The organism is Corallococcus interemptor (assembly GCF_003668875.1).
GTDB classification, from domain to species: Bacteria; Myxococcota; Myxococcia; order Myxococcales; family Myxococcaceae; genus Corallococcus; species Corallococcus interemptor.
Window position 1 is genome coordinate 123,689 of record NZ_RAWM01000002.1, and the last position, 25,374, is coordinate 149,062.

22 protein-coding genes are annotated in these 25,374 nt (G+C 70.5%); 10 read left to right on the forward strand and 12 right to left on the reverse strand.

The features are described from left to right. Positions 1 to 48: 48 nt before the first annotated feature. Both D7X96_RS01310 and D7X96_RS01315 read left to right on the forward strand, forming a co-directional pair. On the forward strand, positions 49 to 1,368 hold the full coding sequence (locus D7X96_RS01310; RefSeq protein WP_120546809.1) for a nucleotide sugar dehydrogenase: 1,320 nt from the start codon (positions 49 to 51) through the stop codon (positions 1,366 to 1,368). A gap of 154 nt (positions 1,369 to 1,522) precedes the next feature. Then, positions 1,523 to 3,211: a TldD/PmbA family protein gene (locus D7X96_RS01315; RefSeq protein WP_120546808.1), complete on the forward strand. Its 1,689-nt coding sequence runs from the start codon at positions 1,523 to 1,525 to the stop codon at positions 3,209 to 3,211. Here the strand turns inward: D7X96_RS01315 and D7X96_RS01320 are convergent. From D7X96_RS01320 to D7X96_RS01330, 3 genes are read right to left on the reverse strand one after another with little or no spacing between them, the layout of a single operon-like run. Continuing rightward, complete coding sequence (locus tag D7X96_RS01320) at positions 3,208 to 6,300, reverse strand: alpha amylase C-terminal domain-containing protein (protein ID WP_120546743.1); 3,093 nt, start codon at positions 6,298 to 6,300, stop codon at positions 3,208 to 3,210. The two genes, D7X96_RS01315 and D7X96_RS01320, sit on opposite strands and share 4 nt — an antisense overlap. A gap of 38 nt (positions 6,301 to 6,338) precedes the next feature. Further along, positions 6,339 to 7,307, reverse strand: coding sequence for a gluzincin family metallopeptidase (locus D7X96_RS01325; RefSeq protein WP_120546742.1), 969 nt, complete (start codon positions 7,305 to 7,307; stop codon positions 6,339 to 6,341). A gap of 12 nt (positions 7,308 to 7,319) precedes the next feature. Continuing rightward, positions 7,320 to 8,255 carry a metalloenzyme gene (locus D7X96_RS01330; protein WP_120546741.1) on the reverse strand — a complete coding sequence of 312 codons (936 nt, stop codon included), beginning with the start codon at positions 8,253 to 8,255 and terminating at the stop codon, positions 7,320 to 7,322. A 32-nt stretch (positions 8,256 to 8,287) separates the two neighbouring features. Between D7X96_RS01330 and D7X96_RS01335 the strand changes: the two genes are divergently transcribed. Beyond that, on the forward strand, positions 8,288 to 9,373 hold the full coding sequence (locus tag D7X96_RS01335) for a DUF4388 domain-containing protein (RefSeq protein ID WP_120546740.1): 1,086 nt from the start codon (positions 8,288 to 8,290) through the stop codon (positions 9,371 to 9,373). A gap of 1 nt (position 9,374) precedes the next feature. Here D7X96_RS01335 and D7X96_RS01340 read toward each other — a convergent pair whose 3' ends face one another. The 6 genes from D7X96_RS01340 to D7X96_RS01365 all read right to left on the reverse strand — a co-directional run bounded on the left by D7X96_RS01340 (position 9,375) and on the right by D7X96_RS01365 (position 15,302). Further along, complete coding sequence (locus D7X96_RS01340) at positions 9,375 to 10,517, reverse strand: GTP-binding protein (protein ID WP_120546739.1); 1,143 nt, start codon at positions 10,515 to 10,517, stop codon at positions 9,375 to 9,377. Then, positions 10,514 to 11,677, reverse strand: coding sequence for an anhydro-N-acetylmuramic acid kinase (locus D7X96_RS01345; RefSeq protein WP_121768773.1), 1,164 nt, complete (start codon positions 11,675 to 11,677; stop codon positions 10,514 to 10,516). The genes D7X96_RS01340 and D7X96_RS01345 overlap by 4 nt, the downstream gene beginning before the upstream one ends. A 79-nt stretch (positions 11,678 to 11,756) precedes the next feature. Beyond that, positions 11,757 to 12,674, reverse strand: coding sequence for an N-acetylmuramic acid 6-phosphate etherase (gene murQ, locus D7X96_RS01350; protein WP_120549949.1), 918 nt, complete (start codon positions 12,672 to 12,674; stop codon positions 11,757 to 11,759). Between the two features lie 23 nt (positions 12,675 to 12,697). Continuing rightward, on the reverse strand, positions 12,698 to 12,889 hold the full coding sequence (gene rpmB / locus D7X96_RS01355; protein ID WP_014398134.1) for a 50S ribosomal protein L28: 192 nt from the start codon (positions 12,887 to 12,889) through the stop codon (positions 12,698 to 12,700). A gap of 104 nt (positions 12,890 to 12,993) precedes the next feature. Further along, entirely contained in the window at positions 12,994 to 14,514 is a 1,521-nt protein-coding gene (locus D7X96_RS01360) for an NAD(P)-binding protein (RefSeq protein ID WP_121768774.1), read from the reverse strand. 98 nt (positions 14,515 to 14,612) lie between these two features. Further along, on the reverse strand, positions 14,613 to 15,302 hold the full coding sequence (locus D7X96_RS01365) for an HAD family hydrolase (RefSeq protein ID WP_121768795.1): 690 nt from the start codon (positions 15,300 to 15,302) through the stop codon (positions 14,613 to 14,615). A gap of 83 nt (positions 15,303 to 15,385) precedes the next feature. Here D7X96_RS01365 and D7X96_RS01370 point away from each other — a divergent pair, with 83 nt between their 5' ends. Further along, a complete protein-coding gene (locus D7X96_RS01370; protein WP_121768775.1) occupies positions 15,386 to 16,453 on the forward strand; it encodes an enoyl-CoA hydratase/isomerase family protein in 1,068 nt (355 codons plus the stop codon). On the opposite strand, the gene D7X96_RS01375 is transcribed toward D7X96_RS01370, so the two are convergent. Genes D7X96_RS01375 through purM form a run of 3 tightly spaced genes read right to left on the reverse strand, consistent with a single transcriptional unit; the run spans position 16,454 to position 18,668 of the window. Further along, the gene (locus tag D7X96_RS01375) at positions 16,454 to 16,972 is read right to left on the reverse strand and encodes a 2-thiouracil desulfurase family protein (protein ID WP_233610219.1); all 519 of its coding nucleotides are present in this window, start codon (positions 16,970 to 16,972) and stop codon (positions 16,454 to 16,456) included. Continuing rightward, the gene (purN, locus tag D7X96_RS01380) at positions 16,969 to 17,634 is read right to left on the reverse strand and encodes a phosphoribosylglycinamide formyltransferase (protein WP_120549952.1); all 666 of its coding nucleotides are present in this window, start codon (positions 17,632 to 17,634) and stop codon (positions 16,969 to 16,971) included. The genes D7X96_RS01375 and purN overlap by 4 nt, the downstream gene beginning before the upstream one ends. Further along, positions 17,631 to 18,668, reverse strand: a complete 1,038-nt coding sequence (gene purM / locus D7X96_RS01385) for a phosphoribosylformylglycinamidine cyclo-ligase (RefSeq protein ID WP_120549953.1) — start codon at positions 18,666 to 18,668, stop codon at positions 17,631 to 17,633. Before purM ends, purN begins: the two co-directional genes overlap by 4 nt. Before the next feature lie 152 nt (positions 18,669 to 18,820). Here purM and D7X96_RS01390 point away from each other — a divergent pair, with 152 nt between their 5' ends. The 6 genes from D7X96_RS01390 (at position 18,821) to D7X96_RS01415 (ending at position 25,372) form a co-directional block, all read left to right on the forward strand. Then, on the forward strand, positions 18,821 to 19,471 hold the full coding sequence (locus tag D7X96_RS01390; protein WP_120549954.1) for a Crp/Fnr family transcriptional regulator: 651 nt from the start codon (positions 18,821 to 18,823) through the stop codon (positions 19,469 to 19,471). A gap of 1 nt (position 19,472) precedes the next feature. Continuing rightward, positions 19,473 to 20,228, forward strand: coding sequence for an MBL fold metallo-hydrolase (locus tag D7X96_RS01395; protein WP_120549955.1), 756 nt, complete (start codon positions 19,473 to 19,475; stop codon positions 20,226 to 20,228). Positions 20,229 to 20,296: 68 nt separating this feature from the next. Then, positions 20,297 to 21,154 (forward strand): acetyl-CoA carboxylase, carboxyltransferase subunit beta, encoded by an 858-nt coding sequence (accD, locus tag D7X96_RS01400; protein ID WP_120549956.1) that lies wholly within the window; start codon positions 20,297 to 20,299, stop codon positions 21,152 to 21,154. Positions 21,155 to 21,173: 19 nt separating this feature from the next. Continuing rightward, positions 21,174 to 22,487 carry a bifunctional folylpolyglutamate synthase/dihydrofolate synthase gene (locus D7X96_RS01405; protein ID WP_208647252.1) on the forward strand — a complete coding sequence of 438 codons (1,314 nt, stop codon included), beginning with the start codon at positions 21,174 to 21,176 and terminating at the stop codon, positions 22,485 to 22,487. A gap of 9 nt (positions 22,488 to 22,496) precedes the next feature. Beyond that, positions 22,497 to 23,768 carry an alpha/beta fold hydrolase gene (locus D7X96_RS01410; RefSeq protein WP_120549957.1) on the forward strand — a complete coding sequence of 424 codons (1,272 nt, stop codon included), beginning with the start codon at positions 22,497 to 22,499 and terminating at the stop codon, positions 23,766 to 23,768. Positions 23,769 to 23,866: 98 nt separating this feature from the next. Then, positions 23,867 to 25,372 (forward strand): AMIN domain-containing protein, encoded by a 1,506-nt coding sequence (locus D7X96_RS01415; RefSeq protein ID WP_121768776.1) that lies wholly within the window; start codon positions 23,867 to 23,869, stop codon positions 25,370 to 25,372. Positions 25,373 to 25,374 lie beyond the last annotated feature (2 nt).

A 25,374-nucleotide genomic window follows, 5' to 3' on the forward strand; every position in this document is an offset into this window, starting at 1 on the left:
GCCGGCGAGGCCGCACGTCAACTGCTGGGAGTAACGACAATGCGCGTGATGGTTGGCAACCCGTTGCTGGGTCGGATTCAGAATCGGGAAGCGAAGGTGGGCGTGGTGGGTCTGGGGTACGTCGGTCTTCCGCTGGGCATGGCGTTCGCGGAAGCCGGGTTCCCTGTCACGGGGCTGGACGTCGACCAGCGCAAGATCGACAAGATCGCCAAGGGTGAGAGCTACATCAAGCACATCCCCAGCGCGCCGCTGGCGGAGCTCACCAACGCCGGCAAGCTCAAGGCGACCAACGACTTCGCGAAGTCCCGCGAGCTGGACTGCGTGGTCATCTGCGTGCCCACGCCGCTCACCGCGTCGCGTGAGCCGGACATGACCTTCATCATCCAGACGGGCGAGGCCCTGGCGCCGTACGTGCGCCCCGGCCAGCTCTTCATCCTGGAGTCCACCACCTACCCGGGCACCACGGAGGAAGTGCTCAAGCCGCTGCTGGAGAAGAACGGCCTCAAGGCGGGCGTGGACTTCTTCCTGGCCTTCAGCCCCGAGCGCGAGGACCCGGGCAACAAGGGCTTCAACACGAAGACGATTCCGAAGGTCGTCGGCGGCTACTCGCCCGCGTGCCTCGAGGTGGCGGTCGCCCTCTACGGCAGCGCGCTGAAGGAAGTCGTCCCGGTGTCCTCCACGCGCGTGGCGGAGCTGGCCAAGCTGCTGGAGAACATCTACCGCTGCGTGAACATCGCCATGGTCAACGAGATGAAGATGCTCTGCGACCGCATGAACGTGGACGTGTGGGAGGTCATCCAGGCCGCCAGCACCAAGCCCTTCGGCTTCCAGCCGTTCTACCCGGGCCCCGGCCTGGGCGGGCACTGCATCCCCATCGACCCGTTCTACCTGACGTGGAAGGCGCGCGAGTTCGAGTTCCACACCAAGTTCATCGAGCTGGCCGGTGAGGTGAACTGGCAGATGCCCTACTACGTGGTGCAGCGCACGATGGAGGCGCTCAACCAGAACAAGAAGGTGCTCAACGGCGCGAAGGTCCTCTGCATCGGCGCGGCGTACAAGAAGGACATCGACGACCACCGCGAATCCCCGTCGCTGCGCGTGATGACGCTCCTCAAGGAGAAGGGCGCGGAGATCGCCTACCACGACCCGTTCGTGAAGGAGCTGCACAAGGGCCACGGCTTCAACATGGAGATGAAGTCCGTCCCGCTCGACCCGGAGACGCTCAACCAGTACGACGCGGTGATGATCCTCACGGACCACTCGCACATCGACTACAACGAGCTGGTCCAGCGCTCGAACATCGTCGTCGACACGCGCAACGCGACCAAGAACGTCACCCAGGGCCGCGAGAAGATCGTCAAGGCGTAAGCCTGTAGCCACCACAGCATGCGGGCAGGAGGGTCCTCGCTTCACGCCATGGTGCGTGAGGGGAGGGCCCTCGCCGCGTTTCTGGCTACAGTGCGTCGCCGTGACCCGCGCCTTCCGAACCCTGTTCCCGCTGTCCGTGGCCGCGTCCCTGCTGATGGGCGCATCTCCCGCCGCTGATCCCCGCGCCCGGTTGCTGGACGCGATGAGCGCGGAGCTCCAGCGCAACCAGCAGCAGCTCAAGGTGACGGGCCATGAGGCGCCGTACTTCCTGAGCTACGGCGTGAAGGACTACGAGTCGCGGCTGATCATCGCGCGCTACGGAGCGCTGTTCCAGGACGACGACTACCGCGAGCGCAAGCTGGGCGTGGACGTGCGCGTGGGCAGCTACGACTACGACAGCTCCGTGGCGGACTCGTTGGACTTCGGCTTCAGCACCAGCAAGGGCTCCAGCTTCACCGCGCGCAAGGACGGGCCGCTGGACGACTCGCCGCTCGCGCTGCGCACGTCGCTGTGGCTGGTGACGGATGAGAAGTACAAGGCCGCGCTCTTCCAGTACCTGAAGAAGAAGGGGGAAGACGTCTACACGGTGGAGGACCCGAAGCGCCCCGCGTCCTTCTCCAAGGAGACGCCCGCCACCTACGTGCAGCCGCCGGTGGCCTTCCCCTTCGACCGCGAGAAGTGGCGCCGCGTGGCCCGCGAGGTGTCCGCGCGCTTCACCGCGCACCCGGAGCTGTTCGACTCGGAAGTTCGCGTCACCGCGGACAAGGCCACGCGGCTGTTCGTGTCGTCCGAGGGCACGCGCCTCATCACGGAGGAGACGCTGTACGCGTTCCACGTCTCCGCGGTGACGCGCGCGCCGGACGGGCAGCTCTTGGACGACTCGCGCAGCTTCTACCTGCCCACGGAAGCGGGGATGCCCAGCGAGGCGCGCGTGCACGAGGCCGCGCAGAAGGTCATCGACGAATTGCTCGCGCTGCGCCAGGCGCCGGCCATCACGCCGTACGCGGGCCCGGCCATCCTGGCGCCGGAGGCCGCGGGCGTGCTCTTCCACGAGACGCTGGGCCACCGGCTGGAGGCGGACCGGCAGGACGGCGACACCGACGGCAAGACGTTCAAGGGACAGGAGGGCAAGCAGATCCTCCCGGCGTTCCTGTCGCTGCGGGATGATCCGTCCAGGCGCGAGGTGAACGGCGAACCGCTCAACGGCTACTACCTCTACGACGAAGAGGGCGTGAAGGGGCAGCCGGTGAGCCTGGTGGAGAAGGGCGTGCTCAAGGGCTACCTGATGAGCCGTCACCCGGTGGAGGGCTTCCCCAAATCCAACGGCCACGGGCGCGGCCAGGGCACGCTCCAGCCGGTGGCGCGCATGGCGAACCTCCTGGTGGACAGCACGAAGCAGGTGAGCGACGCGGAGCTGAAGAAGCTGCTGATCGCGGAGGCGAAGCGGCAGGGCAAGCCCTATGGCCTCATCATCCGAGACATCACCGGCGGCAACACCAACACGTCCAGCTACGGCTACCAGGCCTTCAAGGGCGTGCCGCGCATGGTGTTCCGCGTGGACGTGAAGACGGGTGAGGAGACGCTGGTGCGCGGCGTCGAAATCGTCGGCACGCCGCTGTCGTCCGTGAACCGCATCCTCGCCACCGGCCAGCGCCTGGGCGTGTTCAACGGCTTCTGCGGCGCGGAGAGCGGCAACGTGCCCGTGTCCACCGTGGCGCCCGCGGTGCTGCTCCAGGAGCTGGAGCTGCAGCGCACCATGGAGGGCAAGGACCGGCCGCCGCTGCTGCCCAGCCCGGCCGCCCCGCAGAAGGGGTCGGCCGGACCGGAGGCGAAGAAGGACTAGCCGACCTTCTTCAGCACCACGTAGCCGGCGGCGGGGATGTTCACCGGGGTGTTCCCGCCGTTGAGCGTGGCGCCGTAGTTGCCGAAGTTGCCGCCGCCGTACACCGCGGCGTCGCTGTTCAGCACTTCCTTCCACTGGCCCGGGGGCAGGGGCAGCGAGTAGCCCTCCAGGTTCTTCTTGTTGAGGCTGCCCACCACGAGGAACTCCTCGTTGCCCGACTTGCGCGTGAAGGCCATCACGCTGTCGTCGTTGTGGGTGTAGACGCGCTTCACCTCCGCCGCCGCGCTGAAGGCGCCGCTGCTGTTCCTGAGGCCGATGGCGTCCTTGTAGAAGTTGAAGGACTGCCGGCGGGTGATGTCCAGCATCGCGTCCTTGCGCTCGGAGGCGGGCCTGGCGGCGACTTCCGCGAACAGCTTCTTGTCGTCCGCGGAGAAGGCCTTGTACGCGCTGTCCTTCGCGCGCGCGTCCGGGGACAGGTTGAACAGGCGCTCGTAGGTGGCCTTGGTGGTGTCGTTGAACGTCACCTTGCCGAAGTCCACGCCCTTGCCCACGTCCTGCCAGCTCCAGTCGCTGTCCCAGGTGGAGGGGTTGCCCCACTTGAAGGGGTTCTGGGCGCCGAACTCGTCACCCTGGAAGAACATGGGGATGCCGGGGCCGGCCATGCCGATGCCGGCGGCGAAGCGGGCGGCGCCGCGCGCCCAGTCCTCCGGGAAGTCGGTGGGGTCCGCGCCCTCGGCGGTGTCCATCGTGCGCTCGGCGTTACCCACTTCGTCGTGGTTGCTGATGATGGACAGCGCGTGCTTCCAGCCGTCCAGGCCGCGCGGGTTCGTCATCAGGTCCACGAACGCGTCCACGTCCGTCTTCATCCCGCGCGAGGCGGCCTGGATGAGGCCCGGCTTGCTGTTGTCGCGCACCAGCCGGTGCTGGAACTCCGTGTACCACTGGGCGTCGAAGCCGCCGCCCGTGCCGTCCGACTTCGCGGGGCGCGAGATGTCCGGCTCGTAGTCGAACTGCTCCGCCACGGTCCACGCGTTGGGGTTGATGAAGTGCACCTGGCGGTTGATCTCCCGGAGCATGTCCCAGCCGTCCTTGCCGCCCGTGCCCTTGATGGGCTCCGTGAAGTCGAAGCGCAGGCCGTCGAACTTCAGCTCGGCGATCTGCTGAACGGCGTGGTCGACGAAGAGCTGCTTCACCTGCGGCGTGTTGTACGCGGGCACGGCGCCCCACGGGGTGTCGCGCTGCTCGAACTTGCCGGGCTCCTTGGCCCAGTTGAAGTACGGGTTGCTGGGGCCGCCCACGTTCCACAGGCCGTTGTGGTCGCCGAAGACGTGGTTGTAGACGACGTCCGACACCACGTTGAGGCCCTTGCCGTGCGCCTCGTCGATGAAGCGCTTCAGCGCCTCGTCGCCCTCCACCCACTGGCCGCTTTCGTCCTCGAAGCCGAAGGAACTCTCCGAGGCCAGGCTGTTGACGCCCAGGTAGCCCCAGTTGCGCGGGCCCTCCACCTCGTTGGTGGGCAGCAGCTCCAGCGTGGTGACGCCCAGCTCCTTGAAGTAATCCAGCTTCTTGATCAGGTCCTCCATGGTGGAGCGGTTGGAGTTGCCCGCCTCGCCCAGGAAGCTGCCCACGTGCAGCTGGTACACCACCCACTTCGACGGGTCCTTCTCACGCGGGACGTGGTCGTTCTTGAACTGGAACTTCGTGGGGTCCGTGAGGATGGAGCCGCGGAAGTCCACGCCGCTGCCCTTCGTGATCAGGTCGCTCCAGGGGTCGTTCTCAGACGACGCGCGGCGCTCCACGTCGGACAGCTTGCCGTCGTTGTTCACGTCGTCGCGCAGGTGCAGCTTCCCCTGCGCGTCCTTGTCGAACACCTGGAACTCGTAGCGCAGGCCCGCCAGCTTGTCCGGGTCGTTGACGAGCGTCGTCCAGGCGCCGCCCTGGTTCGTCATCTTGATGCGGCCATCGTCGGTGACATTGCGCGACCAGAAGTCGTTGAACTTCCCGCCGCGCAGCTTGTCGATGAGCGTGTCGTCGAACCCGCCCAGGCGCTCCTGGAGCTGCTGCTTGTTGAGCGGGTTGCCCTCGCCGTCCTTGAGCACCAGGTACGCGCTGTCCGCGTCCTCCGCGTCGTCCACGTCGAAGCGCATCAGGCCGGTGGCGCCGGTGAAGTAGCGGTCCACCTCCTTGCCGCGCGTGGGGTCCAGGTACAGCCGGTCGATGCCGCGCTGCTCGCCCATCATCCGGCGCGCGTACGGGTCCGGCCGGTCGCTCACGGCGCCCGTGGAGTCCACCACTTCGTAGACGTAGGCCTTGCCCTCCATCTGGTTCCACGCGCCCTTGGCCTGCGCGGTCCAGTTGCCGCCCTCGTCGCGCGCCATGGGGATGCGCTGCTCGCGGCCCTCCTTGTCCGTCACCTTCACCTGCACGGCGCGCGCGTCCGGCGCCCAGAACTTGAAGTTCACGTCCTGGCCGGAGCGCTGCCCGCCCATGGAGTGGTACGTCGTGGGCGAGTACGACGCAGTGGGCTTGGAGAGGTCCAGCTTGAGGTTGCCCTCGCCCATCACCGCCCACTGGTCCTTCCCGGACGGGCCGTCCACGCTGACGCCCCACTCCCAGTTGCGGGGCAGGCCGTCGTCCGCCACCTTCACCGTGGCCTCGTACTTGCCGTTGCCCAGCGGCTTCATGGGGATGCCGCCGGAGGACCACTGCGCGTCGAAGCGTCCCTCCGCGTCCCAGCTGCCCTTGAGCTTGGGGTTGGTGAGCGACGCGTGCGGGCCTGCGTCGTAGGTGAACGTGATGGTGCGGGTGGTGGGGTTCGCCACCGTCGCGCCGTTCTTCACCGCGGACATGGGCGCGGCGCCCAACAGCGCGCTCGCGTGGGCGGAGCGGGCCAGGTTGCCGGTGCCGGCCACCGGGGCGCGGGTGCCGGTGGACGGCGTGGACTCGAAGCCGGACTGGTTGCGCTTCGCGGCGGCGGCCTTCGCGGCGGCGGCCTTCTGCCGTTCCGCCAGCGAGGCGGCGTCCGTGGGGGTGTTGCCCGTGGCGGGGGTCGAGGTGCGGGTCGGGCGGTTGATTTTGGAATCAGTCACGGGGCAATCCTCCGGCGGCCCACGCATAGCGGGCGTGCTCAACTTGTCGGGCCAGGGGCCTCCGGAGTTGTCTCCGGTGGCGCTGAAGTGGGCGAATGTGGGGTGGACGACGGCGGGAGCTTCGGATTCCCAGGAAATCCGCGCCCTTCCGGGCGTGGAACGGGCCTGGGCGGGGTCAGCCGGCCCCCCTTGAAGCCGCGCAGGAACACGTAGCGGCGGAAGTCGCGGAGGAAGGCGTCCACGGGCAGTCCGATGGCCTCACCGAAGCCACCCGTGAAGTCCTGTCCCCGGCGCATGGCGGCGAGCACGCCCCGGACGCGCGCCTCGCCGTAGCGCTCCACGAGGAAGGTGAAGGCGTGGTGGGCGGCGCCGTAGACGGTGGCGTTCTGGGTCTCGTAGAGGGACTCGGCGCGGGCCAGCGGGTCCTCCTGGGGGAACTGGTGGAGGAAGCGGGACAGGTCCTCCAGGCTGGGGACGCGGTAGCCCTGGCCGGCGGTGTACGAGGCCATGCCCTCGCTGAACCACAGCGGGATGCCCTTCTTCGTCCAGTCCGACACGGTGGCGGACGCCTGCCACATGAGGCTGTGGGTGAGCTCGTGCAGCAGCACCTCGTCCACCTGCTTCTGGGTGGCGCCTGCGCGCGTCCAGGTGCGGGGGCTCTGGACCTCCACCTGCTCGAAGCGGGCCCAGGCGCGCAGGAAGTCGTAGCCGTCGCGGTGGGCGGCGCGCTCCAGGGCGGCGTGGTTGGGGTGGATGACCAGGGTGACGGGCTCCTGGAAGGTGCCCCAGCGGGCCAGGCGGGGCGCGGCGTTGCTCACGGCGCGGCGGACCATGTCCGCGGCCGGGGCGTCCCTGGCGGAGTGCTCGAAGCGGAACTCACCGCCGGGCAGCGCCAGCGTGGCGGCGGGGTCCACGGACTTCTTCGGGGCGGCGGCGCACGCGGACAGGAGCAGCGCCGCGAGCAGCGGGGGCAGCAGGCTCCATGGTCCGGTACCGCCCACCCGCATCCTTCCGTCCCTCTAGCTGGCCCCGAGCCAACGGATCACCGCGCGGCCCACGTCCGCGACGGTGGAGAACGACGCTACCTCCGGGGCGGAGGGGCCGAAGTAGAGCATGGGCACGGCGTGCACGGTGTGTCCTCGAACCGACAGGTCCTCCACGTTGCCGTGGTCACTGCACACCAACACGCGCGCATCGTGTGGCCGGTGGTCCGCCACGGCGCGAAGGAAGGCGTCGAAGGTGTCGAGCGCCAGGCGGGCCGCCTGGAAGTCCTGGGCGTGGCCGGCCTCGTCGGCGAGGTAGTGCTCGAAGAAGGTGAAGTCCGCTCCTCCCGCGATGCGCCAGAAGAGGGCCGCGGCCTCCTGGGGCGTCCGGTGGGGCACGTCCAGCCCGTGCGCGCGGGCAGCGGCGCCGGTGATGTCGTGGGTGAGCCCGTCATCGGCGCGCGCGTCGTCCAGGGTGCGCAGGCGCTCCTGGCCCGCGGCGAAGGCGAGCTTGGCGGCGGAGGGGCGCACCTTGCGCGCGGCGCGTTCGGACAGGGTGAACTCCGGCGGCGACGTGGACGGGCGCCGTGGCACTCCGAGCGCGTCCAGGTACGGCGCGGGGTACGCGTTGGCGAAGGTGGCGGTGCGGCCCGCGGCCTTGAGTCGCCGGACGATGCTGCGCTCCGCGAGCAAGTCCTTGAGGGCGGTGTTGGGGTAGCCCAGCACGTGGCCGCCCACGAGGACGGGGGCCGGGTCTCCGGTGAGGATGGCCGTCTGGTTGGAGGCGGACTGGGGCCGGCCGGGCACGCCGAAGGTGGGGTCCACCGCCAGGCCCACGCCGCCGTGGGGCAGGGTGGGGGCGGGGGCGTCCTGGAACCACGCCAGGAGGTGGTCGCGGTCCGCGAGCGGGTTCACGGCGGGGTCCTTCCGCCCGATGCCCACCCCGTCGATGAACAGGACCGCGACGCGCACGGCCTGGAACTGTATCCTCGAATCCGACACGCATGGCCATCCACGGCGACCTCTTCAGCTACCCGCTCCCCGAGTTCCTTCAATGGCTGGACAGCTCCCGCAAGACGGGGACGCTCCAGCTGTCGTGGGAGGCGGGCGAGCGCAAGTTGTTCCTCCTGTCCGGCCAGGTCGGCGCCACCGCGAGTGAAGGCCTGCGCGGCCGGGTGGCCCGCCTGCTGTCGCTGCCGAAGCTGGCGGCGGGCACGCGCGTGCTGGCGGCGTTCGACGAGCTGGCGCGCACGCCGGACGTGGACGCGGCCTTCGACGCGCATGGCGTGCAGGCCCGGTGGGTGAGGGATCTGGGCCGCGAGGAGCTGTTCGCGGCGATGACGGACCTGACCATCGCGGGGCAGGGCACGTTCCACTGGACGGAGGACGCGGACCGCACCGGTGAGGACTGGGTGCCGTCCGACATGAGCATCCGCGAGCTGCTCTTCGAGTCCCTGCGCTGGGTGGACGAGCAGGGGGACGTGGACAAGGCGCTGCCCATCGACGCGCTGAGCGTGAAGGCGCTGGCACCGCCCAGCCCCAGCCAGCCCTTGATGCACCGGATCATCCTGGCGCTGACGACGACGCCGCAGAACCTGGGGCGGCTGCGGCTGTCCATGGGCGTGTCGCGCTCGTCGGTGACGCGCCGGGTGCACGAGCTGTTGCGCGCGAAGCTGGTGGAGGTGGACGGCGCGCCGCAGGTGGAAGCGGATCCGGTGGCGGAGATGCTGGAGAAGGGCGCGGTGCTGATGCGCGAGGGCCAGTACGACGCGGCCGGCATCGTCTGCGCGTCCCTCCTGGCGAGCGACCCCGCGGACCGGCGCGTGCGCGAGTTCGCGCGCCTGGTGCAGCGCGAGCACGTGGCCGCGCTCTACGCGGACCTGCCGCCGTTGGTGGTGCCGCGGCTCATCCAGTCCCCGCAGGCCATGGTGATGCTCAAGCCGGAGGAGCGGCAGATCGCCGGGCTGGTCAGCGGCACGTGGGACGTGTCCACGCTGGTGCTGGCCAGCCCCGCGCGGGAGCTGGAGACGCTCAAGACGCTGGCGAAGCTGCACCGGATGGGACTGCTGGAGCTCGCGCTCCCGCGGTGAGTCACCCGGCGGTCGGCAGGCCTACTGCGTTGAGCCGCACGAAGACCTGCATGAGCACGTAGAGCGCGAAGGCCGCGTCGTCCACGCGCAGCTGCGGCAGCGTGGCCAGGCCCTGCAGACGCAGCAGGTCCGAGCCGTCCACGTGCAGCAGGAACGCCTGCTGGGCCAGGGAGCCCTCACCCGCGAACGCCATGGCGCGGCGGACCGCGTCCGTGCAGGCGGTGACGCAGGTGGTGTAGTCCCCGGCGGTGAAGGCGGCCTCCGCGGCCCGCGCGTGGTCGAAGAGGTCCCCCGGTGCCAGCGCGCTCGTGGGGCCCAGGAGCTTGCCGCCCGTGGCCGGCGCGACAGCGGGCACGACGGCGGCGGGCTCCACGCGGGGCGGCGCGGGCGTCTTCAGGGGGCGCGGCACGGGCGTGGCGGCGATGGTGGCGGCCGTGGGGCCCGTGGCCGGAGCCGCGACGGCCGGTGGCTGGCGGTGGTGCAGGTGCTGGGAGAGCTGCGCCTCCAGGCCCGCGGGGGCCGTGCCCGCCGGCGCGGCGGTGCGGGGCGGCGGGACGATGCGCTTGGCGCGCAGGTCCTTGATGACCAGCCGGGTGATGGTCTTGAGCGCGTCCATCACGCCGCGGCCGTTGGCGGCGGCCGTCTCGAAGTCGGGGACGCCGCGCGGGTTGAGCTCCCGGCGCAGCTCCTCCACGGAGAGGATGTTGTCCAGGTCCCGCTTGTTCCACTGCATCACCAGCGGGAAGTTCTCCAGCCGGATGCCGTTCTCCAGGAGGTTCTCCTCCAGGTTGGCCAGCGACTCGCGGTTGGCATCCATCGCCTCCGCCTGCGAGTCCGCCACGAACACGACGCCGTCCGCGCCCTGGAGCACCAGCTTGCGGGTGGCGTTGTAGAAGACCTGTCCGGGCACGGTGTAGAGGGCCAGGCGCACGGAGCAGTCGCCCACGCGCTCCACCTTCACCGGCAGGAAGTCGAAGAAGAGCGTCCGGTCGCCCTCGGTGGCGATGGACATCATCTCTCCGCGGTGGGCCGGGCGAACGGTCTCGTAGACCTTTCGCAGGGTCGTCGTCTTCCCCGACAGGCCGGGGCCGTAGAAGACGATCTTCGCGGCCACTTCGCGGGCCATCAGGTTCACGCTGCTCACGGTGTCAGCTTACCTAGAACGACTCGGCGCCTCGCGCCAGTTGCGGGGCGAACATTCGCGGGCGTCCCGGCCCGGTGCTCGGCCGCGAGCAGGGCGAAGAGGGCCGCCTCCTTCGCCTCCTCGGGGAAACCCAGCACGTCCAGCCGCTCCAGCGGCACCGGGGCCAGCCGCGCCCTCAGGTCCGCCATGAGCACCGGGTTTCGCGTCCCGCCGCCGGAGACATACACCGCCTCCAGCCGGGGAAAGCGGGGCCGGATCCACGTGTCGAAGGCGCGCGCGGTGGCCTCCACGGTGAAGGCGCGCGCGGTGGCCATCAAGTCGTGGGGCCGCTCCGGGGCCGCCGCCCAGAGCCGGTCCACCAGCGGCTCGCCAAAGCCTTCGCGGCCCGCGCTGCGCGGGGGAGGCTTCGCGAGGAACGGGTGCGCGAGCAGCTCCTCCAGGAGCGCCGGAATCACCTGCCCGCGCGAGGACAGGCTCCCGTCCCGGTCGCACGCGAGCTCGCCATTCGTCACCCGGCGCGCCAGGCCGTCCAGCACCATGTTCGCGGGCCCGGTGTCGAAGGCCAGCGTGTCGTCCACGTGCTCGCCCACGACGCTGATGTTGGCGATGCCGCCCAGGTTGAGGAACGCGCGGGTGACATCCGGCCGCTCGCGGTTCCGGAACACGGCCCAGTCGAGGTACGGCACGAGCGGCGCGCCCTGGCCGCCCACCGCCATGTCACGGGTGCGGAAGTCGCTGACGACGGGCAGGCCGGTGCGCTCGGCGATGACGTCCGCCTCGCCAATCTGGAGCGTGGAGGCGATGGGGGACAGGTCCGAGGGCAGGTGGGCCATCGTCTGGCCGTGCGAGCCGATGACGTGGATGTCCTCCGGCTTCACGCCCGCGCGCGCGATGACGGCGAGGACCGCGTCGGCGAAGCGCTCCCCCAGTTCGAAGTTGAGCGCGCAGAGGCTGCGGGAATCCTGCGGGCCCAGCACCCGCGCGACGAGGTCCGCCGGGAAGGGGTGGGAGACATGCGCGAGCAGCTGGACCTTCACGTCCGCGCCGGTGCCCTCCACGCGGCACAGCGCCGCGTCCGCCGCGTCCACGCTGGTGCCGGACAGCACGCCCACGCACAGCCGGGGCGGCAGGGAGGGGGAGGGTGGCGTGGCGGGGCGCATGCCCCAAGTCTAAAGGCCAGCCCCCACGCCCGCCGGGACCCGGCCTGGAGGGCAGTCCATGTGTCCGGAAACGACGCCGTCAGGAGGACGTCCGCCTGGCTTTCGGACGTTCGAGCCCTCGCAGGCCCGCATCCTTCAACCGGCGCCGCGCCTGGGCCGCTGGAAGCCCCGTGAAGTGCATGGCCAGCGCCAGCTTCACGTTGTCCCCCGCGGCCTGGAGCAGCGCCTCCGCTTTCGCCGGAGGCAGGTCCGTCAGCTCCGAGACCATCCGCGCCGCGCGGGCCCGCAGCTTCGTGTTCGTGGGGCGCACGTCCACCATGCGCCCCCGGTACACGTGGCCCAGCGACACGAAGGCCGCGGTGGTGATGGCGTTGAGCACCAGCTTCGTCGCCGTGCCCGCCTTCAGCCGCGTCGAGCCCGCCACCACCTCCGGCCCCGTGAGCGCCAGCACCACCGTGTCCGCGCGCATGCCCGGCCTGGGCGGGTTGCAGCACACCAGCACCGTGCGCGCCCCACGCTCGCGGGCCTCGTCCAGCGCGCCCCGGACGTACGGCGTGGAGGCGGACGCGGAGATGCCGCACACCACGTCCCGCGCCGTCGCCCGGAAGGCCCGTACGGCCCGGGCTCCCGCGCCGGCGTCGTCCTCGGCGCCCTCCACGGCGCGCGTCAGGGCCTTCCGGCCGCCCGCGATGGCCGCCTGGATCCGCGTCGCCGGGACACCGAAGGTGGGGGGACATTCGCTCGCGTCGAGCACGCCGAGCCTGCCGCTGGTGCCCGCGCCCACGTAGAGCAGCCGGCCGCCAGCGCGCAGCGCTTCCGCCACGGCCCGGGCCGCCGCCGCGATGGACGGCAAGGCCTCACGGACCGCGCGCAGCGCGATCAGGTCTTCTTGATGCAACCGTCGGACGACCGCCTCGACAGGGAGGAGGTCCAGGTCATCCGCGCGGGGATGGAGCCGTTCGGTGGGCGGAAGCGCGGACTTTCGAGCGCGCGACATGCCCACCGGATGGCTCCCGGACTTCAGGCGGCCTTGGTCACCTTGCCCGCCTTGATGCAGCGGGTGCAGGCCAGGACGCGCTCGATGCTGCCGCTCACGTTCGCGCGCACCTTCTGCAGGTTCGGCAGGGTCCGCTTCTTGGTCTTGTTGTTCGCGTGGCTGACGTTGTTACCCACCAGCGGACGCTTCCCACAGAGGTCGCACTTCCACGCCATGACTGCTAACTCCTTGAAAACTGGGGCGTTCGACAGCAGCCCATAAAAGAGCGGCGGACCCTACCAGAAACAGGCCGGAAATCCAGCCGGATCCGACCCGGGACCTATCCCTTGAGCGGATCCTTCTTCTTCAACATGTCCTGCACCAGCTTCGCGGCGCGCATCCCCGCCAGCAGCTCGCCCTCCAGGCCCAATCCGGGCAGGACCTCGCGGCCGGCCAGGATCACGTTCTTCGCCGGCGTGCGCTGCTTCAACCCCGTGACGCCCAGGAAGGCTTCCGTTTCGAAGCTGTAGAGCGGGTGGGGCATGAGCCGGCTGCCGCGCACTCCCCCGGCGTCCAGATAGGGGACCGAGCGCAGCGCGCGGTGCTGCTTCGTGAAGGGCATCAGCCGGTCCAGGTGCTCGTCGATGCGCGCGGCCAGCGCCCGGAGGTGCTCCTCGCCCTCTTCGCGCGCGGTGGCCGGGACGAAGGCGCCCGCGCACACCACGCGCACGCCCTCCATGTCCTTCTGGCCCGAGCCCCCGGTGGTGCGCGCCGGGTGCTGCTGCACGAGCAGCGGGCCCAGCTCCGCGTCCTGCGTGTCCACGAGCACCAGCTCGCCCATGCCGCGCGGGAGCGCCGCCTCCGGCACGACCCAGTTCACGCTGAAGAGCAGCGACTTGATGTTGGACTGATCCAGGTGCTCCAGCAGGCCCCGGTTGTGCTTCTTGTCCGTCACCAGCCGGCGCAGCGCCCCGGAGTCCGTGGCCGTCACCAGGCACGACGCGCGGTACAGCGTGTCCGAGCGGACGAGCTTCACGCCGGAGAACTTGCTGCCGTCGAACGCCAGCTCCTCGACGATGAAGCCCGCCGGGTTGTCGCGGCCCAGCACGTCGCCGCCCAGCTCCGTCAGCCGCCGGGTGAGCACGTCGCGCAGGGCGTCCATGCCGCCGGGGTACGTGGACGGCCCGGTGAGCACCTGGGACAGCGCGCGCGTGTGCGCCAGGGGCGCGGTGGGTTTCTCCAGGTGGACGAGGAAGGGCAAGAGGCCGCGCACCAGCGACAGCGCCGGTTCTTCCCCAGCGAGCCGGGGCGTGGCGTCCAGGCCCGGGTGCTCCTTGATCTGCCCCTTGAGCTTCCAGCCCTCGAAGAAGCCGTCGGGCGGCAGCTGGGGGCCTTCCTTGAAGAAGGCGTCGGTGGCCTCGTGCTGCGCGGCGCTGCCCGCGAGCGCGCCCTGGATGCCCTCGCCGGCCTCGCCGAACTCGCGCGTCAGCTCCGCGCGGCGGCGGGCGGCGTCTCCCACCAGGTCCACCCGGTTTTTGGGCAGCACCAGCTGCAGCTCCGGCGCGTGGGGGCGCAGCGCGCGGCCGATGGCGGTGGACAGGCCCAGCTCGTTGAGGGCCTCGTCCACGGCGGGCATCGCCTTGAGGGGCGGCGCGACGAAGGGGGCGTAGGGCAGCACGAAGCCGTCGTGCTCGTAGCCGGGCCCCATGCCGTCGTGCTCCACCAGCAACACGCGGTGGTTGCGCTTCGCCAGGAGCGCGGCGGCGAGCGCGCCTCCGACCTGGCTGCCCAGCACGATGACGTCGTACACGTGCCGGGACGGGCCCGAGGGGAGCTTGAGTTTGGCGGCGGACGTCGACATGGCCGCCGAACACTACACAACGTCACCGCGTCTGGCGCCCTTTTGGCGCCCCGGCTTCCAGGGGGGCGGCCTGGCGGGGTGGGGCGCGCGAGCCCCCCTCAGGCCCTGGAGCTGAACAGGCGCGCCAGCAGCTCCGGGGGCAGCGAGTCGAAGTCCGGCGCGGTGTAGTGGGCTCCGGCCTGCTTCAGCGCCTCCGCGGTCGTGGTGGTGGTGATGCCCACGGTGACCATGCCGGCGGCGCGCGCGGACAGCACGCCGTTGATGGCGTCCTCGAAGGCGAGGCACGACTCCGGGGGCACCTGCAGCGCCTTCGCCGCGGCCAGGAAGATGTCCGGCGCGGGCTTGCCGCGCGTCACCTGTTCGGCGCCGACGATGGTGGTGAAGAGGGGCCGCACGGCGAGCCCGTCCAGCACCAGCTCGCGGTTGCCCTGCGGCGCGGCGGTGGCCACGGCCAAAGGCAGGCTCGCGTCTCGCAGGCGGTGGAGGAAGCCCTCCGCGCCCCGGTGCAGCGCCAGGTAGGGCCGGTAGATGGCGCGGTAGTGGGACTCCTTCTCCTCGGCGAGCGCGTCCAGCTCCGCGACGGAGAGATTGCGGCCCAGCAGCTGCGGCAGGATCTCTTCGTTCTTCTTGCCGGCGAACTCGTTCTGGAACCGTTCCGCCGTCAGTCCCTCCAGCCCGAGCTTGCGGGCGAGCGTCACCCACGCGCGGTTGTGGAAGTCCATGTTGTCGACGAGCGTGCCGTCCATGTCGAAGACGGCGGCGAGCAGGGGGGCGGCTGCGGGAGTCATGTTCTTCCCAATACCGATTTCCGACGCCATGTCACCCCTGAATCTCCCGTGCGAGCCCCTTCCAGACTGATATCCCCCACGTCATGAGCGACGACGTGCTGCTGGAGACGCGGGGCGCGGTGGGAGTGGTCACCCTCAACCGGCCGAAGGCCCTCAACGCGCTCTCCCTGGAGATGTGCCGGACGCTGCATCCCCGGCTGGACAGCTGGGCGGCGGATCCGTCGGTGAAGGCGGTGGTGATCCAGGGCGCAGGCGGCCGTGCCTTCTGCGCGGGAGGGGACGTGCGCGCGGTGGCTGCTTCGGTCGCACGCTCGGATCCGTCGCTGTCGCGCGAGTTCTTCCTCGCCGAGTACGCGCTCAACCATCGGATCCACCACTTCCCGAAGCCGTTCATCGCGCTGGTGGACGGCATCTGCATGGGCGGCGGGTTGGGGCTGTCCGTGCACGGGGCCTTCCGCGCGGTGACGGAGAAGCTGCTGCTCGCGATGCCGGAGACGGCCATCGGCATCTTCCCGGACGTGGGTGGCGGCTGGTTCCTGCCACGCTTCCCGGGCGAGGCGGGGACGTACCTGGGGCTCACCGGCGCGCGGTGTGACGCAGCGGATGCGCTGTGGCTGGGCTACGCGACACATCGGGTGGACTCGTCGAGGCTGGAGGACGTGGTGGGCGCGCTGGTGGCCGCGGATTGGAGCGGGCCGGGGCGCGACGTGGCGGCGCGGGTGCTCCAGGGCTTCCATCAGGACGCGGGGGCTTCGGGGCTCGCGGCGCGTGCGGAGGTCATCGACCGGTGCTTCCAGGGGGACCGCGTGGAGGACATCCTCGCGGCGCTGGAGCGCGAGGGGACGGCGTGGGCGGAGGAGACCCGCGCGACGCTGCTGCGCATGTCGCCCACGAGCCTGCGGGTGACGCTGCGGCAGCTGCGCATCGGGCGTGGGCAGGACTACGACGCGACGGCGCGCATGGAGTACCGGTTGAGCCAGGCGCTGACGCAGCGGCCCGACTTCCAGGAGGGGATCCGCGCGGTGCTGGTGGACAAGGATCAGAAGCCGCGCTGGAGCCCGGCCACGCTCGCGGAGGTGAGCGACGCGGAGGTGGAGGCGTGCTTCGCGCCCCGGCCGGGTGACGAGCTGGAGTTGCCCACACTGGGCTGACTACAGATCCTCGTCGCTCACGACAGTGCGCCCATCCGCGCGCAGCAGCGCGGTGGTGATGCCTTCACCGGGGCGCAGCACGCCTGACTCGTAGACGCGCTGGCTGCCGCACGACGGGCTCTTCTCCTTCAGGAGCGCCACCGTGGCGTCGAAACGCTGTGCGGCCTCCAGCGCCTGACGAGCACCGTCCTGGAACTCGGGGGTGCGGTCCTCGCGCGTCTCCCGCGTGAGGGCCCGTGCACGGCCGGCCCAGACGTCCACGCCCGTGCCGCCCGCCAGGTCCACGGGAGGCCGTGGAATGCCCAGGCCCGCGGCGGCCTCCGGGCACATGGGGATGACGGCCTTTCCCTCCAGCGCCGCCAGCACGCGCTCCGAACGCTGTGAGCGCCCGTCGTAGCGGCACGCCTCGCCCAGGAGACACGCGCTGACCAGCACCGTGGGTGCCGCGCGCAGGGCCTCCCGGCGAGCATCACGGGCTGACGCCTCGCTTGGATCCGACGGCTCCACCGGCTTCGTCACCTCGGGGCACCCGGGCTGCGAAGCGCCGTGCCGTCACCGGTCACCCGCGCGTCCACCTTCGTGCGCGTCCCGTCCAGCGTCACCGCGCCCGTCACCGCCAGCCGCACGGCCAGCGGATACAGCCGGTGCTCCTCCGCGAGGATGCGCGCGCTCAGGCTCGCTTCATCGTCCTCCGGCAGCACGGGGACGGCCGCCTGCGCGATGATGGGGCCCGTGTCCGTGCCCGCGTCCACGTAGTGCACCGTGCACCCGGCCACCTTCACGCCGCGCTCCAGCGCCTGCTTCTGCGCATGCAGGCCCGGGAACGCGGGCAGCAGGGAAGGGTGGATGTTGAGCACGCGCCCCGGAAAGCGCTTCAGGAAGTCCGCGCTCACCAGCCGCATGAAGCCCGCCAGACACACCCACTCCACGCCCGCGTCCGCCAGCACGCCGAGCACCGCCGCCTCGAAGTCCGCCTTCGACCCGAAGCCCTTGTGGTCCACCACCTCCGCGCGCACGCCCGCCTTCCGGGCGCGCTCCAGCGCGAACGCCGTGGGCACGTTCGACAGCACGCACGCCACCTCGGCCGGGTAGTCCGCCTGCCCGGCCGCGTCGAGCAGCGCCTGCAGGTTGCTCCCGCCGCCGCTGACGAGCACCCCCAGCCGCGCCCGCCTGGCGCTCATGGGTCGATGACCGCCGTGGCCTCGCCCTGGCCCGCTTCCACCCGGCCCACCTCGGACGCCTCCACGCCCCGGGCGCGCAGCACCTCCAGCGCCTTCGCCACGTCCTCCTTCGCCACCACGACGATGAGGCCCAGGCCCATGTTGAACGTGCTGAACATCTCGTCGCGCGCCACGCCGCCCGTCTTCGCGATGAGGTCGAAGATGGCCGGCTTCTTCCACGTGGACTCTTGCAGCACCGCGCGCGTCCCGTCCGGCAGGCAGCGGGGCAGGTTGCCCGGGATGCCGCTGCCGGTGATGTGCGCCATGCCCTTCACCTTCACCGCCTGGCACAGCGCGAGCGCGTCCTTCACGTAGATGCGCGTGGGCTCCAGGAGCGCGTCACCCAGCGGCCGGTCCAGCCCCGGCGGCGTCATGTCCAGGGGCAGCTTCGCGTCGTCCAGCAGCACCTTGCGCGCCAGTGAGTAGCCGTTGCTATGCAGCCCCGATGACGTCAGGCCGATGAGCGCGTCCCCCGGCTTCACCGTCTTGCCGTCGATGATGGCCGAGCGCTCCACCACGCCCACGCAGAAGCCCGCGACGTCGTACTCGCCCCGCGCGTAGAAGCCCGGCATCTCCGCCGTCTCCCCGCCCAGGAGCGCGCACCCCGCCTGCTCGCAGCCCAGGGCGATGCCCTTGACCACCTCCGCCGCGGCGTCCACCTCCAGCTTCCCCGTGGCGAAGTAGTCCAGGAAGAACAGCGGCTCCGCGCCACAGGTGAGGATGTCGTTCACCGACATGGCCACCAGGTCGATGCCCACCGTGTCGTGGCGCCCGGCGAGGAAGGCCACCTTCAGCTTGGTGCCCACCCCGTCCGTGCCCGCCACCAGCACCGGCGCCTGGTACTTGCCGGGCGGCAGTGCGAACAGGCCGCCGAACCCGCCCACTCCGCCCAGGACTTCAGGGCGCGTGGTGCGCGCGGCATGGGGCTTGATCTTCTCGACGAACGCGTCGCCGGCCTCGATGTCTACTCCGGACTGCTTGTAGGTCGTTCCCACGGGCCGGCCTTGTATCCCTCCTAAAAGCCCCTGTCTCGGGCCTCGGAACGGCCGTGTCGGGTTTGCGGCGCAGGGCCGCCCTCGGGCACGGAGGCGATATCGGTCAGGGATATTTGACCGGTGCGGTGGGGGCTGATTGACTCGCGGGCCAGATGGGCGCCGAGGAAACCCTCTTTCAACGTTTTGGCAAGGAGTTCCCCAAGGGCACCGAGCTCTTCCGCGAGGGAGAGATCGGCAAGGAGATGTTCGTCATCCAGTCCGGGAAGATCGCCATCTCCAAGCGCGTGCGCGACGTGGAGAAGGTCCTCGCCGTGCTGGGCCCGGGCGAATTCTTCGGCGAGATGGCCATCATCTCCAACAAGCCCCGGAACGCCTCCGCCGTGGTGCATGACGACGCGAAGCTGCTCGTCATCGACCCCAAGACCTTCGAGGCGATGATCCGCGGCAACGCGGAGATCGCCGTGCGGATGATCAAGAAGCTGGCCGAGCGCCTCTCCGAGGCGGACGCCCAGATTGAGAACCTGCTCCACGGCGACCCGGCCAGCCGCGTCGTCCACCAGATCCTCCAGGCCTGCCAGACGCGCGGCCGGCCGCTGGAGGAGGGCGTGGAGGTGGACTTCGCCGTCCGGGAGATGCCCCGGCAGATTGGCGTGGGCGAGCCCGCCGTACGCAGCATGCTGGAGCGCCTGGAGCGCGCGGGCCTCATCGAGCGCAGCGGGGACCGCATCACCGTGTACGACACGGCCCGGCTGCACGACTTCCTCAACTACCTCGAGATGAAGTGGAAGTTCGGAGACCTCTAGCGTGAAGCTGCAAGTCCTCGGGTGCCACGGCGGCGAGCTTCCCACGTGCAGGAGCACCTGCTTCCTCGTGGACGACGTGCTCGCGCTCGACGCGGGCGCACTCACGGGCACGCTCTCGCTGGAGCAGCTCTGCAAGGTGGACGACATCCTCGTCGGCCACAGCCACTTCGACCACGTGAAGGACCTGCCGCTCCTGGCCGACCTGGTCATTGGCCGCAGGGACAGGCCCGTCACCATCCATGCCTCCCGCGAGTGCGCCAAAGCGCTGCGCGAGAACATGTTCAACAACGCGCTCTGGCCGGACTTCACGCGCATCCCCACGCGCCACAAGCCCGTCCTGGCCATCAAGACCTTCCGCGCCGGCAGCACCTTCCAGGTAGGCCCCTACACCGTGAAGAGCGTGCCGGTGAGCCACCCCGTGGAGTCCTGCGCCTTCATCATCAGCGACGGCAAGTCGTCGCTGGCCATGAGCGGTGACACCGGCCCCACGGACAAGCTGTGGAAGGCGCTCAACGCCACGAAGAACCTCAAGGCGCTGCTGTTGGAGACCAGCTTCCCCAACAGCCTCCAGGCCCTGGCGGACATCTCCGGCCACCTGACGCCCGCGACGGTGGGCTCGGAGCTGCGCAAGTTCGACCGGAACGGCGCCCAGGTGATGCTCTACCACCTGAAGCCCGCCTTCGTGACCCAGCTCAAGAAGGAGCTGGCCCCGCTGCCCGTGAACGTCCTGGAGCTGGGCGAGACGTTCCACTTCTAGGGGCGTGCCGCGGCGCGGCGTACGCGGGTATTGACGGTTCGCGGCGGCCGGATTAACCCCCGGGCCTCATGGCCTGGTTCTCCAAGAAGCCCCGCATTGCCGTCGCCGCTGATTCCGAGAAAGCCGCCGAGCCCCAGCCCTCCCGCATGCAGGGCCTCTGGGCCAAGTGCGAGCAGTGCGACGAGATCATCTACCGCCAGGAGCTCGAGAAGAACTGGATGGTGTGCATGCACTGCGAGCACCACCACGCCTGGACGGCTCGCGCTCGGCTGGCGGCCACGCTGGATCCGGACTCCTTCGAGGAGTTCGACAAGGAGCTGGAGCCCCAGGACCCGCTCGGCTTCACGGACTCCAAGAAGTACAAGGACCGGCTGAAGTCCACGCGCAAGAACCTGGAGGAGAACGACGCGTTCATCTCCGGCGTGGGCCGCATCGAGGGACACCCCGTCTCCATCGGCTCGTTCGTCTTCGAGTTCATGGGCGGCTCCATGGGCTCCGTGGTCGGTGAGAAGGTCACGCGCGTGTTCGAGCGCGCCTTCGAGCTCAAGTGCCCCGCGGTGGTGTTCTCCGCCTCCGGCGGCGCGCGCATGCAGGAGGGCATCTTCTCCCTCATGCAGATGGCCAAGACGTCCGCGGCGATTGCCCGCTTCCGCAACAGCGGCAAGCCGTACGTCTCCGTGATGCTCAACCCCACCACGGGCGGCGTGGCCGCGTCCTTCTCCTGGCTGGGCGACATCATCCTCGCGGAGCCCAAGGCCCTCATCGGCTTCGCCGGCCCGCGCGTGATCGAGCAGACCATCCGCCAGAAGCTGCCGGAGGGCTTCCAGCGCTCGGAGTTCCTGCTGGAGCACGGGATGATCGACGCCATCGTCCACCGCAAGGACCTGCGCGCGAAGCTGGGGCAGATCCTCGGCATGCTGGGGTAGGGCGGCGGGCCTCCACCCCATGGACGCGCCGCGCACTCCGGAAGACGCCCTGCGCTTCTTCCAGGCGCTCAACCCCTCCGGCATCAAGCTGGGGCTGGAGCGGGTGAAGGACGCGCTCGCCGCGCTCGGCCATCCCGAGCGCGACTACCCGGCGCTGCACGTCGCCGGCACCAACGGCAAGGGCAGCACCTGCGCCTTCGTGGCGCGCGCGCTGGAGGCCGCCGGCCACCGCGTGGGGCTCTACACGTCCCCGCACCTGGTGCGCGTCAACGAGCGGATCCGCGTCCGTGGCGAGGACATCCTGGACGCCGTCTTCGGGCAGCGCATCTTGGAAGTGCTGGAGCGCTATCCCTCCGCGCTGTCGGATCCGATGACGTACTTCGAGTTCGGCACCGTGGTGGCGCTCTGGCACTTCTCCCGCGAGCGCGTGGACGTGGCCGTGCTGGAGACGGGCCTGGGCGGCCGGCTGGACGCCACCACCGCCGCGAACCCCGTGGTGACGTGCGTCACCCCCGTGTCGTTTGATCACATGGAGTACCTGGGCCACACGCTCCGCGAAATCGCCTGGGAGAAGGCCGGCATCTTCAAGTTCGGAGTGCCGGTGGTGCTGTCCCGGCAGGAGCCGGAGGCCCTGGAGTCGCTCCTGCGCCGCGCGGAGCAGCTGTCCGTGCCCGTCCAGGTGGAGGGCCGCGACTTCGGCATCGTCCCCGGGTCCGATGGGACGCTTTCATACCGGGGATCCGGTTGGTCACTCGACGGGGTCACGCTCGCGCTGCGCGGTCCGTATCAGCACCAGAACGCGGCGGTGGCCCTGGCCTGCCTGGCAGCCCTCCGCGACCGGGGCGTGAAAGTGACACCGGAGGCCGCGCGCGAGGGCCTGGCCACCGCGCGCTGGCCGGGGCGGCTGGAGGAGGTCGCCCAATCCCCAGTCGTCGTGGTGGATGGCGCCCACAACCCGGCGGGCGTGGCGGTGCTGCTGGAGGCACTGGACTCGCTCTACGCAGGGCGGCCGCTGCACCTTGTGTTCGGTGTGGTGGCGGACAAGGACCGGGGGCCGATGATGCAGGCCCTGTTTCCGCTGGCGGCCTCCGTGCACCTGACGCCCCTGGACACGCCGCGCTCGCTTGCCCCGGAGCGATACATCGATGAAGCACGGGTTCTGTGTCCGCGGGTCGTCGCGCACGCCTCCCTGGAAGAGGCCCTTGCCGGAGCGAGGGCCGATGCAGTGGGTCGCCCGGACGGCGTCGTGCTGGCTACAGGCTCACTGTTCCTGGTGGGCGCCGTGAAGCGATGGGTTGACCGAAGCCTTGGCGCGACGCGGCAGCAGCAGTAACTTTGCGACATGCGCCTGCCGGACTGGAGATCAGCGCTTCCGGGACCTCCGATGCCCACTGTGGATGAGGTCGACTTCCGGGCGCTGTATTCGAAAACGAACTACGTGGTGGAGACGGCGGACGGCTGGTCGCTCGTCATCACGCGCTACCGGCCGGTGAAACAGGCGTTCGCGCAGCCGCTGTTCGGTGAGCCGCTTTTGCTGGTTCACGGCTTCTCCCAGAACCGGCACACGTGGACGAGCGGGCAGTTCGTCAAGAACCTGCTCTTCTTCGGGGTGGACATCCACATCCTGGAGCTGCGCGGACACGGCAAGAGCTCCATCGCCTTCCAGAAGGAGCGCGCCGAGCGCTTCAAGCGCCCGCTGCCGCAGGACCTGGATTACGGCTGGGACCTGGACAGCTACTTCCTCTACGACCTGCCGGCGGCCGTCTCCGGCGTCAAGCGCATCACCCGGCGCGAGCGCGTCTTCTACTGCGGCCACTCCATGGGCGGCATGCTGGGCTACGGCTACGCCGGCATCCACGACGACTTCGAGGGGCTCATCACCATCGGGTCGCCCGCGGACCTGGGGCGAGGCTTCATGCTCCTGCGCATGCTGGCGCACGGCTCGCCGCTGGTCGCGAGCGCGGTGGACATGACGCTGGGCGGGCTGAACCTGAACCGCCGCGCGTCCTCGCTGGGCCGGTCGCTGCTGGCGAAGGGGGCGGGCGCCTTCAGCCCCGCGCTCCAGAAGCGCCTGGATCCGGACCCGGGCAAGCCGCTCGTGTTCAACGCGGTGCCGGTGGACGTGGTGCTCAAGTGGGTGGAGCGCCAGCTGTCGCACGCGGACGAGTCCGCGCTGTATCAGCGCTTCACGCGCAAGCTGAACCGGCTCATCAACACGGAGCGCGTCAGCCGCGACGACATCCGGTGGCTCCTGCGCGAGGGCGGCGAGCGCGAGCCTCGCAAGGTGATTGAACAGTTCGCCCGGTGGATCCGCCGGGGCGAGATGGTCTGCTACCGCACGGACTACGACTTCAAGCGCGGCTTCGGGAAGATTGAAATCCCCATGGCCATCATCTTCGGGGACATGGATCCGCTGGCTTCCGTGGAATCCACGCGCAGCGTCTACCGCGCGGCGAAGAGCGAGTACCTGCTGTGGCGGCCGGTGAAGGGCAACAGCCACGTCGAGCTCACCATGGGGCACGACATCCGGCAGATCTGCTACGACATCAAGAACCTCATCGAATACACCCGCACGCACCGCACGCGCTCGCCGTCCATGCCGCGCTTGCGTTGAAGCGCGGACGTTCCGGCCAGACTGAAAAGTTGGTGCCTCCCGGGTGCGTGATAATTTCGCGCGCGTCTGTCTTCTGACGCATGTCACGGGAGTGGTCGATGAAGGGCTTCGCGGTGTCGCTGCTGGGATTGTGGCTTGTGCCGTGGGTGGCGCTGGCGCAGCAGCCGGCGGACCTCAACACCATCACGGCCATCTCCGTGAGCGGCGGAACGGTGGAGATCACCGGCAGCAAGAAGCCGGACTTCAACAGCTTCACCATGACGGATCCGCCCCGGCTCGTCATCGACGTGTCCGGCGCCGTGTTCCAGGGCGTGGCGGAGGAGCAGCCGGTGGGCAACGGCACCGTCACCGGCATCCGCACCGCCACCTACGGCACGGAGTCCGCGTCCATCGCGCGCATCCTCATCGGCTATGAGCGCGAGGTGGAGACGGACATCCAGTCCTCCGGCAACAAGCTGGTGGTGAAGGTGCTGGGCGGGGGCGGCGCCGTCGTGGCGCAGGTGACGCCTTCGCCGGAAGGGCAGGGGACGGCGGCGCAGGGGACCCCCGCCACCGCGGCCAACACGCCGGCCGGAGCCAGCGCGCAGGACGCGGCCCGCGCCGCCGCGTCGGACCGGGAGGCGCAGGAGAAGGCCGTGAAGGCCGCCGCGGACGCCGCCCGGGCGGAGCGCGAGGCCCAGGAGAAGGCCGCCGCCGAGGCCGCCGCTCGCGCCAAGGCGGACTCGGACGCGCAGCTCAAGCGCCAGGAGGAGGCCCGGGTCGCCGCGCAGCGTCAGGACGAGGAGCGCCGCAAGTCCGAGGAGGCCGCCGCCCAGGAGCGCAAGCGTCAGGAGGAGGAGGCCCAGGCCTCGGCGAAGCGCGCCGAGGATGAGCGCCGCGCCACCGCGCAGGCCGCCGCGGACCAGAAGCGCCAGCGGGAGGAGGAGGCGAAGTCCGCCGCCGAGGCGAAGCGCGCCGCCGCGCAGGCCGCCGCCGACGAGAAGAAGGCCGCGGCCCAGGCCGCCGCCGAGGAGCGCATGGCGGCCGCGAAGACGGCCGCGGAGAAGAAGCGGGCCGCCGCCCAGACGGCCGCGGAGGAGCGCAAGGCCGCCGCGCAGGCCCGCCGCGAGGAGCAGCAGGCGGCCCGTGAGGCCGCCGCCGACGAGAAGCGCCAGCGGGCGGCGGAGGCCCGGGAGCGCCGCGAGCAGGCCGTGGCGGCCCGTGAGTCGCGCGCCCGTCCCAGCCAGGGCAGCGCCGCCTCCGAGCCGCGCGAGAGCGGCGGGGGCTCGGTGTCGTCGCGCCGCAAGACGATGACGCTGATTGGCTTCCAGCAGCAGCCGGACAGCTCGCGCGTCTTCGTGCGCACCAACGAGCCCGTGCGCTACACGGTGGGCGGCTCCGGCAACCAGGTGGTGCTGGAGCTGGAGAACACGCGCGTGGTGGAGTCCAACAACACGCTGCCGCTGGACACGCACTTCTTCCCGTCGGCCGTGTCGCGGGTGGAGGCCTTCGCCGGGTCGGGCCAGACGGTGCGCGTCGTCATCCAGCTGAAGCAGGGGGTTCGCTATGAGACACGCCAGGAAGGCGGCCTCATCACCCTCGACTTCCCGCGCCCGGGCCGGTAGGA

Coding starts and splice junctions, on each gene's coding strand:
- rpmB (WP_014398134.1), bottom strand. CDS start 12,889: ATGGCGTGGAAGTGCGACCTCTGTGGGAAGCGTCCGCTGGTGGGTAAC.
- D7X96_RS01415 (WP_121768776.1), top strand. CDS start 23,867: ATGAAGGGCTTCGCGGTGTCGCTGCTGGGATTGTGGCTTGTGCCGTGG.
- murQ (WP_120549949.1), bottom strand. CDS start 12,674: ATGTCGCGCGCTCGAAAGTCCGCGCTTCCGCCCACCGAACGGCTCCAT.
- accD (WP_120549956.1), top strand. CDS start 20,297: ATGGCCTGGTTCTCCAAGAAGCCCCGCATTGCCGTCGCCGCTGATTCC.
- D7X96_RS01360 (WP_121768774.1), bottom strand. CDS start 14,514: ATGTCGACGTCCGCCGCCAAACTCAAGCTCCCCTCGGGCCCGTCCCGG.
- D7X96_RS01335 (WP_120546740.1), top strand. CDS start 8,288: ATGGCCATCCACGGCGACCTCTTCAGCTACCCGCTCCCCGAGTTCCTT.
- purN (WP_120549952.1), bottom strand. CDS start 17,634: ATGAGCGCCAGGCGGGCGCGGCTGGGGGTGCTCGTCAGCGGCGGCGGG.
- D7X96_RS01310 (WP_120546809.1), top strand. CDS start 49: ATGGTTGGCAACCCGTTGCTGGGTCGGATTCAGAATCGGGAAGCGAAG.
- D7X96_RS01325 (WP_120546742.1), bottom strand. CDS start 7,307: ATGCGGGTGGGCGGTACCGGACCATGGAGCCTGCTGCCCCCGCTGCTC.
- D7X96_RS01315 (WP_120546808.1), top strand. CDS start 1,523: ATGGGCGCATCTCCCGCCGCTGATCCCCGCGCCCGGTTGCTGGACGCG.
- D7X96_RS01405 (WP_208647252.1), top strand. CDS start 21,174: ATGGACGCGCCGCGCACTCCGGAAGACGCCCTGCGCTTCTTCCAGGCG.
- D7X96_RS01410 (WP_120549957.1), top strand. CDS start 22,497: ATGCGCCTGCCGGACTGGAGATCAGCGCTTCCGGGACCTCCGATGCCC.
- D7X96_RS01345 (WP_121768773.1), bottom strand. CDS start 11,677: ATGCGCCCCGCCACGCCACCCTCCCCCTCCCTGCCGCCCCGGCTGTGC.
- D7X96_RS01390 (WP_120549954.1), top strand. CDS start 18,821: ATGGGCGCCGAGGAAACCCTCTTTCAACGTTTTGGCAAGGAGTTCCCC.
- D7X96_RS01370 (WP_121768775.1), top strand. CDS start 15,386: ATGAGCGACGACGTGCTGCTGGAGACGCGGGGCGCGGTGGGAGTGGTC.
- D7X96_RS01365 (WP_121768795.1), bottom strand. CDS start 15,302: ATGACTCCCGCAGCCGCCCCCCTGCTCGCCGCCGTCTTCGACATGGAC.